This is a genomic window from Bartonella sp. WD16.2 (assembly GCF_002022505.1).
Taxonomy (GTDB): domain Bacteria; phylum Pseudomonadota; class Alphaproteobacteria; order Rhizobiales; family Rhizobiaceae; genus Bartonella.
The window spans coordinates 1,177,198-1,192,758 of sequence record NZ_CP019781.1; the positions used below are offsets into that span (position 1 = coordinate 1,177,198).

The window sequence follows — 15,561 nt, forward strand, 5'->3', positions numbered from 1 at the left end:
AATCTCAAGAAGTTGTTGTGGGTATGTAACTTACCACTCATTTATGTAATTTATTGAGCTTATTCTTGTTATCTACCTAAAAAAGAGTCTCTCACATTTGCAGTTTTGACATTTCTTGTATCTAACTTGATACACTGTATTATTAAGACCATTAAAACTGATTTACAGTAGTGACTTATGAAATAATAGTAAATCTGCACAGTTATTAAATAACCTTCCTTACTAACATTACTTTTAACTTTATAATACTATCTTTTATATGTTGACATATACCGTACTTTAAAAATTGAAGATAACAATGTAATCCAATATCAATCAGAAACGATAACGTAGTCCCCCTGAGAAAGTACTTCCTGAAAGACCAGCTTTGGTTAATTTTTGTTGATAAACCACATCACCATGCAGAGCTATCTGAGATGACAATTGAGCCTGCACACCCACACCTGCTTCCATAGAAGAACCAAACGCACCCAACTGGAATGTATCTTTGAACTGCACAAACTGCTTTCCTCCAAAGCTGCTCATAAGGTGCAGCTTACCATAGAAAGATACTGAACTATCTTCTTCTACTAAAGAAAATTCTTGAGCAAGACGTCCCCCCAAACGTGTTGTTAATTGATTAGGAGAGCCCATATCAATATCAAAACCATCAATATCCCGAGCAGAATTAAATCTCAAATATTGATAAACAAGCTGCATCTGTGGCTCAAAAACAAGACCTTCATACCCAGTTAAGAAAGCCTTACCACCTGTTAAAGCTGCACGCAGCGGATTACCTGTTATTCTTGCTGTTTTACCTCGCGCAAGCGTTTCAACATTTCCTCGAGATAAACCGTATGATAAAAGACCATTGACATAAAACCCCATGTTATGCTGCAAACTAGCATAAGCAGTTATAGACCAGTGATCAAAATTACTTTTTTTACTTTTTTCAACATCTTGAGGTTGGAGTGATAATTTACCATAAGTACCTATAACTCCAACAAATGCACTATTTTGCTCATTCTCTAATGTATTCAAAAGAACAGCCGCATCTGTTGCGTAATAACCAAACTTACCACCATAACCGTATTCCGAAATAGATAAGTCAGAAGTGTAGTTGTGACTACCACCATAACCGCGTATGAAAAAAGCCGGCTTTCCATTGAAAAATGGATCAAATGACGTCACCATTGTCCCTAACAGCTCAGTTTGATTGTTGACATCCATCAACCCAGCATAGAACAAAGCATTAGGCAAGAGAAGATAAGCCGGAACTTGTGGAACGACTATTGGTTTAATCGGCATATCTGGACGACGAGGATTAAAAGGAATATATTTATTTTCAAGACGGAAATCCCAAAATTCCCCTTCTCCTTCAACTAATCTTTTTTGTTGATTTGCTTGCCCAAATTCAGAGTCAGGACCATAGGCGACAAGGTGATATTGGTAAGGAGAATTACCCAACGTAACATAACCATAGTTTAGTTGGAAGGAGTCTTTTTTTGCTACGCCAGAGACTTGTATTATTGATATACTTTGATTAACATTATCTTCATACCTTGTCTCTTCTTCACTATCTGATGCATCATGTATATGAACTTTAGTATTTCCAGAAACATCACCATGAATTAAAACACGATTGGCTTTATCATCATCAAGCAAACCCTTACGATCTGGTTGGACATTAAGATGAATATGTGCACCGCCCTGTGCCCTATAAGCCTCACCCGATCCTTTTCCTATACGTAATGTTTGGTAATTGTCTGCAGATGACTTATCAAAAACAATAGCACTATCATCTCTAAGCATTATACCTGAAATAAACGATGACGGCTTCTTTTGATCTTGACCCTTTCCATTTGTTATAATCCATTGAGCATTATTAGTCAAGTAAAACATAGCGTCAGATTCACGATCAACATGTGAACTTCCGGTTAATGAAGAGTTATTAGCCATAATCATTACATAAGATTTATTTTTAGCCTCCAATAGTGAATCACCAGAAACTTTGGAATCCTTAAAGACGACGATACTTTCAGCCTCATGTCCACGAATGACTATATTATTTGGAACTTTTAAAACTGTATTTATTAGATGAACCGATCCTACTTCTGACTTTTTGTTTATTTTTGACGTATGATGCGGCGGCGTTAGACTATCTGCGGATCTTCGTGATCTTTTTGAGCGTGTTTCAGATGTTGATTTCTCAGACTCAAGACTTATACCATAAGAATTTTCGCCATTTATTGTCATGTTGGAATTTTTGATTTTTACTTCTCCGCTCTCGATATAAATTCCTCTGGCAACACCCGTTAATTCAGATTGAAGAAGAGTTACCTTTGCATTATTTGTAACATGTAAACCATTTCCTTTATCTTCGTATCCTTTAATTATAGCTTTGTTTGCGGTAAGATTTGCACCTTTTCCTTCGACTTTGATGAATTTTGTAGAGTCGACATCATCGGTCTTTTTACCACCTGTGTGCATTATACTTACTTGATTTAAGATAGTTTTTCCAACGGTTAAACTGACAGCATGCTCTCCTTTAAAATTAATTGAAGTGTCAATTATCATTGCTTCAGCATTTTGAACAGTAACTCCTGTATTAACTTTATTTAAACCTGAACGGATCAAAAACAACCTTCCCCCATCCTTTACCTCTGCACCTTGGGTACTACCCATATCGTTTCCATTAATTACAGTGTTTATTGCTGTAAGTATTGATTTCTTTTTCTCAATTTTAAGGAAATCTACATCATCATTATTACCGGTGTAGTTCATTTGTACATTATTTAGGAAAATTTTTCCGTTTTTCATTTTAACCCCATGTTTTCCCCCAAAATTAACAACCCCATTTCCTATCCATACAGATCCATCTTCGATAGTTATTGCATTTTGAACTTTGGTTAAATGTGAATAATTTACAGTGACATGCCCCCCATTTGTCACCATCAAACCATCCGCCTGTCCGTTATCATTACCAATGATCATCACCTTGACTGCGGTAAGATTTGCACCTTTTCCTTCGACTTTGATGAATTTTGTAGAGTTAGCACCCCTCTTTACCCTTCTATCACCCCCATAGTTCATAATAACGCCATTGAGCACGACCTTCCCCGTTGAAAGACTGACAGCATGCTCTCCTTTAAACTCAATTTCCCCCTTCTTCATCCAGAATTCACCATTCAACACAGTAACCCCATTTTTGATATTAGAAAAGACCGCACTTTCTAACATCACCCGCCCCCCATTTTCCACATGAACCCCTTGTACATGACCATTTCCCTCGATTTTAATGCCCGTCCCCCTAATATCTGCTGTATTTAGAGCATTTCCTTTTGCCTCGACCTTTAAGAAAGTACTCTTGTCATTATCTCCTGTATACTTCATAGCGACATTAGTTAACAAAGCATGGCCCCGATTAAGATAGACAGCATGCTCTCCTTTAAAAGTCATCTCCCCACCCAGTACCTGTACAGCACCCTCTTTAATGGTCATCCCATTGTAAACATCAGTATAAGTTGGCTTCATCAATACAACCCGTCCACCCCTTATTACATGCAAGCCCTGCCCATGACCATTTCCGTTGATTGTTAGATTTGCTGCAACGACTGCGGCCTTCTTTTTAGAAAGGATCGTTTCCACAGCATTTGTAGTAGTATCCTCTCCGGTAATTTTGATGAAGTCAGCCGTAGGACTATTTCCTTGATAAGTCATTTTGACCACCATTAAAGCAACCTGACCCTGGATAAGATCGATGCCGTGCTTTCCATCAAAGCTTATCTCCCCACCTTCCATACGCACAACCCCCTCTGTAACAGTCATACCATTTTTGACATTGGTAAAGGTTGTATTTTTCAAGACAACCTTTCCGTCCTTTATGACCTTTAAGCCCAGCCCTTTACTTACATTTCCTGAAGTGGAAATTGTTACATTTTCTGCCAAAACTGTTCCCCCTTCGACCCTCATGAAGTTAGCAGTCTTATCACTGCCCGCATAAGTCATATTGACGCTCTTTAAAACAACATTACCCTTTGCAAGATTGATCCCGTAATCTCCTTTAAAAGCAATACCTCCTTTGTCCATAATCACATTCCCCTCTGTAACAATTATACCATTTTTGACATCGGTAAAGTATGTCTCTTTCAACCACGCCGCTCCACTACTTGTTGTCACTTGTACCCCCATTGCTACCCCTGAAACATTCACCCCCTTCATTATTACTTTTCCTCCATACCCCACTTCTACCCCCGTTCCAGTGTTACTAATACCAGATCCTGTAATGGTGAGCTCATTTAACAGGGCATGCCCTAGAACAAGATTGATACCGTAGTCTCCATTAAAAGCAATAGATCCCCGGTTCATCACCAGATTCCCACTTGTCATCCGTATTCCCATTCCAACCTTTGAAATCTCCACCCCCCTCATCATTACTTCTCCTGAGTTACTCACCCCCATCCCTATACTCTTACGACCTTGTCCTGTAATATTGAAACTACTTAACAAAGCCTGTCCCCCACTGAGATAAATGCCGTGCCCTTCTTTAAAAGTAATGCCTCCTTTTTCCATACGTATGGTACTCCTTCCCTCAACAGTCATACCATTTTTGACATTGGTAAAGGTTGTATTTTTCAACCACACTGCTCCCCCCTTTATGACCTTTAAGCCCTGCCCCTTGTCATTTCCTGTGATTGTTACATTTTCTGCCAAAACTGTTCCCCCTTCAACATTGATGAAGTTAGCAGTCTTATCACTGCCCGTATAAGTCATATTAACACCCCTTAAAGCAGCATTCCCCCTTGCAAGATTGATCCCGTAATCTCCATCAAAGCTCATCTCCCCACCTTCCATAAACACATCCCCGTTTTCGATATTCATCCCTTTTGCAACATTTCCCAAATGCGTCTCTTTCAACCATGCCTCTCCCCTCATCACCTCTACCCCCGTTCCAACCTCTGAAATATGTACATTCTCCAACATCACCTTCCCCTCCTCCATCATCACCCCCTTACCCTGCTTTTTCTCTCCTATAATCTGCGTCCCTGTCAAACGAGCATTCACCGATCCCTCCATATATACTCCAGCCCCAGTCCCATCCCCCTTAAACTCAATCTTCGTCCTATCTTTCACCATCAACATCCCATCCCCTATCATAACGATCCCCTTCTCCACCTCTTTTATCGTTCCCCCACTAACCATCACCTTTTTCCCCTCCGCATATACCCCCATACCAACCTGTGAAATATCCACATTGGTCATCGTCATCTTTTCCCCCTCCATCCATACCCCCATACCACTTCTCCCTCCTGTAATCGTTACCTCTGTCAACTCAGTACTCTTCACCAATTTCCCCACCTTCACCCCATACCCATCCCCCATAAAGTGAATTGTCGTCCCACCCTTCACCGTCAGATCCCCTGCCAACACCTCCACCCCCTTCCAAACCCCTTTTATCGACCCTCCCTTCACCGTCACCCTTCCTTCCCCCCCCGCATATACCCCGTACCCTGCTTTCCCTCCCGTAATCACCGTCCCCGTCAACTCAGCACTCTTTACCGATCCCCTCACATACACCCCATACCCCCGCGTAAAATTAATTGTCGTATTATCCTTCACTTCCAACGTCCCCTTTCCCATCATAACGATCCCCGTTTGCACCTCTTTTATTGACCCCCCACTAACCATCACCGTTCCCCCACTCACATATACCCCGTACCCTGCTTTCCCTCCCGTAATCACCGTCCCCATCAAAGTAGCACTCTGCACCTTCTCTCCCACATACACCCCATACCCATTCCTAAACTGAATCTCTGTTTTCTCCTCCACCTTGAGCATCCCATTCCCTAACATAGCTATCCCCGTTTGCACCTCTTTTATCGACCCTCCTGTGATTGTCAGATTCCCTGCCTTCACCTCCACCCCCATTTGTACATTTGAAATATTCACCTTATCCATCGTCATCATTTTCCCCATCGCCCACACCCCGTATCCCTCTCCCCCTCCCTTAATTTGTACATTTGTCAAAGTAGCACTCGTCACTGACCCTCCCACCTTTACCCCATAGTCCCCCGTAAAACTAATCATCGAGTTCCCACTCTCTCCACTCACCTTGAGCACCCCACTTCCTGACATATCTATTCCCGTTTCAACCCCCGAAATACGTACATCCTCCAACGTCATCATCATCTTTTCCGAACTACTTGCCCACACCCCGTACCCACTTCCATCTCCCGTAATCTGCGTCCCCATCAAACGAGCACTCTTCACTTTATCTCCCACTCTCACCCCATACCCTGCCTTAAAACTAATCGTCCCCTCCCTTATCACCAACTTCCCACTTCCCGCATATACCCCCATTACGACCCCTGAAATACCCACCTTATCCAACATCAATGTCATCTTTTCCGAACTATTTGCCCATACCCCTGTACCACTTCCCTGATCACCTCCCGTAATCCTCACATCCGTCAAACGAACACTCTTCACCGATGCTCCCACCTTCACCCCATACCCATCCCCCGTAAAATTAATCGTCGAATTTCCACTCACCCCAAGCACCTCTAACGTCCCACTTTCCACTTCTATCCCCGTTTGCACCCCTGAAATATCCACCTTATCCATCATCACCTCTCCCCTCATCACATATACCCCCTTTCCAACCCCTGAAATATCCACCTTCTCCATCGTCATCATTTTCCCCGCCATTATCACCCCAATCCCCTTATCCTTTCCCTCTCCCTTAATCGTTACCTCTGTCAACTCAGCCGTCGCTGTTCCTCCCCACACACCCACCCCGGTTCCATTCTCCGTAACCGTAATCACCGTCCCATCCTCCACCGTCAACGTCCCACTTCCCGCCATATCTATCCCCATTTGCACATTTGTTATCTCCCCTCCCTTCACTGTCAGATTCCCCCCCTCCATCCACACCCCCGTACCCTTTCCTTCTCCCCTAATCGTCACCCCTGTCAAAGTAGTACTTGTCACCGCTGTTCCCACCTTCACCCCGTGCGTCCCCTTAAACTCAATCCTCGTCCCATCCTCCACCTTTAACGTCCCACTTCCAGACATATCTATCCCCGTTTGCACCTCTCTTATCCACCCCCCTGTCACCGTCACCTTCCCTCCCTCTGCATGTACCCCCGTACCCGTGCCATCTCCCCCAGTTCCCCTAATCGTCACCCCTGTCAAAGTAGCACTCGTCACCGATCCTCCCACCTTCACCCCATGCGTCCCCTTAAACTCAATCCTCGTCCCATCCTCCACCGTCAACGTCCCACTTCCCGCCATATCTATCCCCATTTGCACATCTGTCATCGACCCTCCTGTGATCGTCATTGTTCCCGTCCCCTTCTTCACCTCTACCCCCAATTGTACCTTTGAAATATCCACACTGGTCAACGTCACATTTCCCGTCCCCTCCATCCACACCCCCGTACCCTTTCCATCAGTTCCCTCAATCATCACATTTGTCAAAGTAGCACTTGTCACCCCTCCCCCCACTCTCACCCCATGCTTTCCCTTAAACTCAATCCTCGTCCCATCCTTCACCACCAACGTCCCCTTTTCCATATCTATCCCCATTTGCACATCTGTCATCGACCCTCCTGTGATCGTCATTGTTCCCGTCCCCTTCTTCACCTCTACCCCCAATTGTACCTTTGAAATATCCACACTGGTCAACGTCACATTTCCCGTCCCCTCCATCCACACCCCCATACCCTTTCCATCTCCCCTAATCATCACCCCTGTCAAAGTAGCACTTGTCACCGCTGTTCCCACCTTCACCCCATGTGTCCCCGTAAACTCAATCCTCGTCCCATCCTTCACCACCAACGTCCCCTTTTCCATATCTATCCCCATTTGCACATTTGTTATCTCCCCTCCCTTCACTGTCAGATCCCCATTCCCTGTCACCTTTACCCCCACTTGTACCTTTGAAATCTCCACCATATTCATCGTCACACTTCCCGTCCCCTCCGCAGTTACCCCCGTACCACCCCCATTTCCCGTAATCACCGTCCCCATCAACTCAGCCGTCACATTATTTTGTATCTTCACCCCATATCCATCCGTAAAACTAATTGTCGTCCCCCCATCCATCACCAATTTCTTACCCCCCTCCATATTTATCCCCCACTTCACTTCTTTTATCGACCCTCCTGTGATCGTCATTGTTCCCGTCCCCTTCTTCACCTCTACCCCCAATTGTACCTTTGAAATATCCACATTGGTCATCGTCACATTTCCCGTCCCCTCCGCATATACCCCCTTACCCGTATCCTGACTCCCTCCCGTAATCTTCACCTTTGTCAACTCAGCACTTGTCGCCGTCCCCGACACCTTCACCCCATACCCATTCCCCGTAAACTCAACCGTCCCCATATTCATCACCAACTCGCCTGCCACCGCATCCACCCCCATTTTAACCTTTGAAATCTCCACCATATTCAACGTGACTTTCCTCGCAGTCCCCGCATATACCCCCGTACCACCCCCTCCTTTAATCTTCACCTTTGTCAACTCAGCACTTGTCGCCATCCCCGACACATACACCCCCTGACTCCCTCCCGTAATCTCTCCCATATTCATCTCAAACTTTCCCCCCGTCGCATACACCCCATAGGTCTTCCCCGTAATCGTCACCCCTGTCAATTTAGCCGTCCCACTCTCCTGCACCCACACCCCCGTCCCATTCTCTCCCTCAATCGTCCCCCCATTCATCTCCAACCTCCCACTCCCATCCACCTTCACCCCCCACGTCTTCCCCCCAATCGACCCTTCTGTTACCTTCAGCGTCCCCTTTGTCACCTGCACCCCTGTTTTGAAATTTGAAACATTCACCGTATTCAACGTGACTGTCCCCGAGCTATCCATCTTCACCCCCGTACCCGTACCCTGATTTCCATCCTTTCCCGTAATTGATCCCCCCGTCATAGTAGCACTCCCTCCTGTTATATTAAGCCCCGTCCCATACATCCCCGTAACCGTAATCCCCACCCTTGTCAAATCAGCCGTCGCACTTTCCGACACCTTCACCCCATAGGTCTTCCCTTCAATCGACCCTTCTGTTACCTTCAGTATCCCCTTTATCGCCTCCACCCCTGTTTGCACCCCTGAAACATTCACCGTATTCAACGTGACTGTCCCCGAGCTATCCATCTTCACCCCCGTACTCCTACTCACAGCTCTCCCACTTCCCGTAATTGATCCCCCCGTCATAGTAGCACTCCCTCCTGTTATATTAAGCCCCGTCCCATACATCCCCGTAACCGTAATCCCCACCCTTGTCAAATCAGCCGTCGCACTTCCCGACACCTTCACCCCCGTCCCATTCTCCGTAACCGTAATCGTCGACGTACCATTTATCACCAACTGCCCCTTTATCGCCTCCACCCCTGTTTGCACCCCTGAAACATTCACCGTATTCAACGTGACCGTCTCCGAAGTCCCCGCATATACCCCCGTACTCCTACTCTCAGCTCCCCCAGTTCCCGTAATTGATCCCCCCATCATAGTAGCACTCCCTCCCGTTATATTAAGCCCCGTCCCACCATCTGTAACTGTAATCGTCGACGTACCATTTATCACCAACTGCCCATTCTTCGCCTCCACCCCTTTTGCAAATTCCGAAATCTTCACACTGGTCAACGTGACTGTCTCCGAAGTCTCCGCATATACCCCCGTATCTGCTCCATCCTTTCCCGTAATCCCCACCTTTATCAACTCAGCCGTCCCACTCCCTGTTACCTTTGCCCCTGTTGTGACATTCTTCAACGTCACTTTAGTCAATTCCAACGTCCCACTTGATACCTCAGCCCCTGTTACTGTACCACTCCCATTAATAGTCAGACTCATCACATCAGCCTTCCCTGAGCCCTCCATCTTAATCCCCGTACTCTTTCCCGTAATATTTATAATTCCCTCTCCTCTTATATTAGCCGTCCCACTACCCTTAATCTTTATCGCTTCTGTCACCCTCTCAAAATTAACTGTCGTTCCCTTCCTCATCTCCACCTCTCCCCCTGTTTCACTCACCTCTATCCCCGTTACCTTAGTCTTAGCTCCCTCCCCCCCACTAATAATCAGACTCCCCCCATTACTCCCCACCGCCCTCTTATCAAAAACAATCCTCCCCTCATTCTTCACCTCAATCATAACCCTTCCCCCCCCATCCTTCCTTGCCCCAATCTTATCCTTCAACCCAAATGTCCCCCCATTTACCGTAATCACAGACCCTGAACCCTCAACCTCCATTACCTTCTGCACATTTGTAATACTAACATTCTCCTTCAACGTCAGCCTCGCCCCCTGTTCCACCCTAATCGCCGATTTATCACTCCTATCACCATTTTTAACCGTCAGCAGATTATCTCCTATCGTAATATCCGCCTTCGACCCCGTTATCTTCACAGCCTCCTCATCAGGATTACTCATATCTATTTCTCTCACACCCTGCAGCACCCTTGTCCCACTGCTACTGTTACACACAATCTTCCCCTCCCTCTTATCATGATGCATCGCTAAAACCTGACTATCCTCAACCCAACCCATACAATTCTTCGTCTCCTGTACTTGAGCATATACTTTCTGAGATGTAATAAGAGCCAACCCAGCCACAATAGCCGTTGAGAGGACACATAAACAAACATGATGTTTTAAGACACGACGCATAACCATAACCCTACATCCTCTTTAAACCAATCCGATTAAAAGAGACAAACTGTTCATAAAAAAAGATAAAAACAAAATCATTCCTGAACGGCTTACCACAAACCTAAACGCCCCCCCTTAAACCCCCTTACAAAAAAACATAAAACATTAACAAAAGGCTCTCTAATAAATGCGCCAAAACACAAAGCCTAAAACAAAAAGACTACACCTATAAAACACAAACCGTAAAACAAACTCGCCTAAAAATTACGCGATAAATCATACACAAAAACAAAAAAACCGTACGTTCAAAAATTTGGTTTGGATAGGTTAGTTGTTTGGGATGAATTTTATTTAGGGGGTATTGGAGTTGGTTTGTTTTGGGTGAGAATGGGATGCTTTTTGTTTTTGTGTTTTGTGTGATGAGGTTAGGTGTTGTGGTTTTGTTTAGTTGTAGTTTTGTAGATATTTTAGTCATGAATCACCTTAGTTTTTAAGAGTAAAGTTTTTATTGAGAATAGTATCAAAAAGTGCATTTGTTTTTATTGTATAGTTTATTTTGTGTTGTTCGTAAAGTGGCAACAAAGTTACAGTTTGAGATAAAAGTTTTGGTTTTGTTTTGGGTTTTGTTGGTTTTGTGTGGAAGGTTAGAGGATATGGTGGTGGGTTTGGGGAAGAGGGTTGATGTTTTTGTTTAAGGTGTTTTTGGGAAATGTGAATGTGTGTGGGTAGTTGGGTAATTGTGTTGATAGTGTAGGGATATTTCTTGATTTTTTTTTGCGTTTTGGATAAAATAGTAAGGGGTAAATAAGACATTAGGTATTTTAAATTAAAACAAGCATATTATATAATTATTTTTCATTAACATTATTTTTATGTTAATGCAATTCAAATCAAATAAGAGAAAAATAATTCTATGACTTAATTTTAAATAATATTCATTAAAATTGCTTAAAAAGTGATTTTTGCTCTTTACAAATATTGTGAAAACGAACTTGATATTTTTTACAGAAGGTGACTTTGTTTTTTTATATCTATAAAGTGTAATTATTTCCGAAAATCAAATATAAAAAACACCTTAAATTTTATAGCGAATAAATTCTAAAATATGCTATAATATTTCCAAGCTAAAACAGAACAATGAATTATAAGCTATATTAAAATTTCGGGGTAATATTAGAAAAATATTTAATATATTGTAGAACTTATCATAAACACTCTTTATAACAATTAAATAATAGATTATTTACAGTGTAAATCCTGTCTAAGCTTCATGATTTTCAAAAATACATTATGTATAAAACAATTGTTTTTTAGAAATTGAATTTGTGAATTTTATTCAAGAAAAGAGTAAAATTTAAAAGTGGGTATTTCCTTAAAATTACGCTCTTTCCTTTTAAAAAGCTTTCTATGATAAAGAAAAAATATTTCAATTTGGTATAATTACCTTTGGTTATAGTTACTACTGGATACCGATATTGTACCACAAACAATTATTCCAAATAACACTAATACTAATTTATACGTTTTATTATATTTTATAGGCAAAAATGAATTCTAAAAAGAGAATTGTCTATGTATAAAATTGATTACAATAGTTATCGTGCTATACAAAGTTTCAATCGTCGAGTTCGTTTTTTAGTTATGCACTATACTGCAGTTAATTTTGAAACGTCAATCGCTCTTCTCACTGGCCCCTTAGTTAGTGCTCATTATCTTATTCCTGATCCCTCAGAGAAAACTTATCTTGAAGCCGGTTTTAAAGATATTCGTATTTTTAACTTAGTTGATGAAAATGAACGTGCATGGCATGCTGGTGTAAGTTCATGGGGTGAATATAATAATCTAAACGATACATCCATTGGAATTGAAATCGTTAATCTAGCAACCACTGAAAATGAAGTATTTACATTTCCCCCTTATAACCTAACACAAATTGATGCGATTAAAGAACTCGTATTGAATATTCTTCAACGTTATCCAGATATCACACCAACCAATGTTGTTGGTCACAGTGATATTGCCATCGGAAGAAAAAATGATCCAGGTGCAGCTTTCCCATGGAGACAGCTTTATAAAGCAGGTATAGGAGCATGGTATGATGATGAATTAAAAAATTGTTATCAAAAAGAATTTTGTAATTGCAGATACTTGGAAAAAGCAAAAAAACAGGCTATTTCAAAATTAAAACAGTATGGATATGATACTTCAATTGCAAAAACTAAATACGGATACAAAAATCTAATCCGAGCATTTCAGCTTCATTTTCGCCAAGAGAATTATAACGGAATTCTAGATGCCGAAACAACAGCAATTATTTATGCATTGGTAGACAAGTACTTTCCATCGGAATAAATCTAATTTTTTTCATCAAAAAGAGCTTCAAAGTAGCAGCTTTTTATATTTGTAAAAGCCCTTTCAAGCTCTCTTAAATGGTGGTCAAAATGACTTAATTAAGATTAAGAACTATTACAATATGTTGTAATTATCTAAATTTATTTGTAACTATAATTAAAATGACTAAAAAGTGTAAAAATTTTTGACACCAATCTCCTAAAAACTTTTTCAAAAGTTTAGCGCACATGTCATTGAAAGAAAATATTTATTGCTGGGCCCCCCATTCTATTCGTATTCACGATCAATTCTGTATTTAGTTTTTATATCATATTTAAGCTAAATACGCGATAAATCATACCAAAATTAATTTATTTTTTTGATGCCTATATTGACTTAGTATAACACATAAGCTGTTTATAGTGTTACAATTACATTTCAATTAAAACAAGCAGAAAAATGTACTATAGATAAACTGAAATGAACATAAAAAATTTAATCCTTTTATCATCTTTTTTGAGTACAATATTACTCCCGTTAGTTAATAAATACCCTTGTCCTTCTAAAGGATACCGTCTCTTTTTATACCTTTAGAAAAAATAAAAATCTATCATAAACAGAATTTAAGAATTATTAATTTTATAATAAATCAGAATTTATAGGCCACACCAACACGAAAATCATTGGTCTTGTAATCAAGTTTCAATTTATTCTTAGAAAATTTCTGCTTACCAAAATCTGAGTAACGATATTCTGCATGTAACACAGCACTATCAGCCATCGTAAAATTAATACCACTGCCAAGGATATAACCCACCATCATTTTATTTCATCTGATAAATCAAAAAAACCTATTTTCTTTACCTACTACTTCAATTGATTGTAAAAAGATGTCTTGAAGTTGCACACAAGAAACACCGCCAGCGATATAAGGCATAACACGATCAGCAGCAAAGCCTATACACACTCGTGTAGCACCAGACCATTTTTGGTTTAAAGTATGGTTATAAACTTCAACAGGCCTTGCTATTTCTGCCTCACTTGAAATCGTCTCTGCCCCAGCCACCATATTTCAAATACGGAAATTCTCTTACAGTTCGTTCTAACCTTCTTCCACGTCTTTCGCTGATTACAAGTATGGGACTCACTATTTTCTCCCCATTGAAGAGGAGTTTCATATACTCCTTTCCTTGTAGAGGAACTCCTTCTACCTCTATTTCTAATCGTTAACGAAAAGAGGGTTGTGGGTTATCGCGGTAAACATCATACAAGTATCGCAGAATAATTCCACCTACTGCTTGTTACTGTAGAGGAACCTCATCCATTTCTTGTTCTTGTAAATATACTACTTCCATTTCTGGAATTTCACGCTCTCTCTTATCAATAACTTTTTTATCTTGTTTACTAAACCAAACTATATCCGTATCAACACCTAAAAAACTATTCCCGAGACTAACATTGGTTCCCTCATAAAAACCTCCAACAAACCCTGAAAGTTGAGGTAATGCATCTTTCCAAACCGACACCCATTCTCTAGTAGACTCTTGTTTAACGTATAAACTTCGATCACTTTTGCTCGAAAAATCACCAATTTAACCCTCCAAGATAAAAACTACCCCATAGGTGTAGCAATAGCTGGTGAAACAACGAGGATCGCTTCAACAGATGCAACAATTGGTCTTTAACTCTCGAGAAACTCTAATACCTGCTACTCGTGTCATAGACACTGTAAATAGAGCGGTAATAGATGTGCTAATAATATTTCGTGTTCATAAACACCTCCAGAAATAACTTAAAAAGCACGTAATAGATATTATTCGCATATTTTCCCAAAGAAACTATAATAAAGATACAATCAATAAAAAATAAAGTCTGTAGAATAAAAAAACAATTTGGTGTTTATTTTAATTTATCTGTGATAACGATTCCAGTCTATTAACAGCTCAATTCTATCTCGTATATTTTCCTTCACAAATAGCGAAATTTTTCATTCAAACCTAGAATAGCAAGCTTTCAATAAAGAATCCAAAATCTTAACAGCATTTAGAATCTCATTTTGATATTTTAAAATTAAAGTTTTTTTATTATCCTTATAACGTTAAAGTTTCATAATCCTTTTCTTTAATGCTTTTATAACTCTGCACAACAGCATGTAGAAAACTAAAATGGTATTCTTCATTATACATTTTTGTGGGTTCGCTTTTTTAAAAGTGCACTAAGTTTTTATAGCCCTTATAACAAAAATAATTTGTGCTGTTTATTAAGTTTTTAATCATAAAGGCCTTTTTTATTTTATGCTAATAATTCTTAGACATGACTTTTGTAAGCTTCATTATTAGATATTCAAGTGGTTTATTATTATTTAAGAATTGAGTTACCAATATATAAAGCAAGATGAAGCGTTACTTTTTTTGCTATCCATTCTCTCTCAGTAAAATACAAATAAATCCTTTTGCCTTTCTTATTATTTTTTTATCATAGAAAACTTTTTTGCTACATCTTAAAAGAACATAATTCTTTAAAGGATATCTTTCTGAAGTTATAGAAAACTTTATAATTCTACTTTTGTTTTCTCACAAACGTATCCCTAGT

At 40.6% G+C, this 15,561-nt stretch carries 5 protein-coding genes; 1 reads left to right on the plus strand and 4 read right to left on the minus strand.

Going from position 1 to position 15,561, the window contains the following annotated elements:
* Positions 1-315 precede the first annotated feature (315 nt).
* On the minus strand, positions 316-10,662 hold the full coding sequence (locus BWD162_RS05025; protein WP_078705695.1) for a right-handed parallel beta-helix repeat-containing protein: 10,347 nt from the start codon (positions 10,660-10,662) through the stop codon (positions 316-318).
* A gap of 1,548 nt (positions 10,663-12,210) precedes the next feature.
* Between BWD162_RS05025 and BWD162_RS05030 the strand changes: the two genes are divergently transcribed.
* Positions 12,211-12,990: an N-acetylmuramoyl-L-alanine amidase gene (locus BWD162_RS05030; protein WP_078705696.1), complete on the plus strand. Its 780-nt coding sequence runs from the start codon at positions 12,211-12,213 to the stop codon at positions 12,988-12,990.
* 628 nt (positions 12,991-13,618) lie between these two features.
* Here BWD162_RS05030 and BWD162_RS08160 read toward each other — a convergent pair.
* From BWD162_RS08160 to BWD162_RS05040, 3 genes are all read right to left on the minus strand, one after another.
* Positions 13,619-13,792, minus strand: coding sequence for an outer membrane protein (locus BWD162_RS08160; RefSeq protein WP_335617773.1), 174 nt, complete (start codon positions 13,790-13,792; stop codon positions 13,619-13,621).
* A gap of 18 nt (positions 13,793-13,810) precedes the next feature.
* Positions 13,811-14,038, minus strand: a complete 228-nt coding sequence (locus tag BWD162_RS08165) for a hypothetical protein (protein WP_078705697.1) — start codon at positions 14,036-14,038, stop codon at positions 13,811-13,813.
* A 232-nt stretch (positions 14,039-14,270) separates the two neighbouring features.
* Entirely contained in the window at positions 14,271-14,495 is a 225-nt protein-coding gene (locus BWD162_RS05040) for a hypothetical protein (protein WP_078705698.1), read from the minus strand.
* Positions 14,496-15,561 lie beyond the last annotated feature (1,066 nt).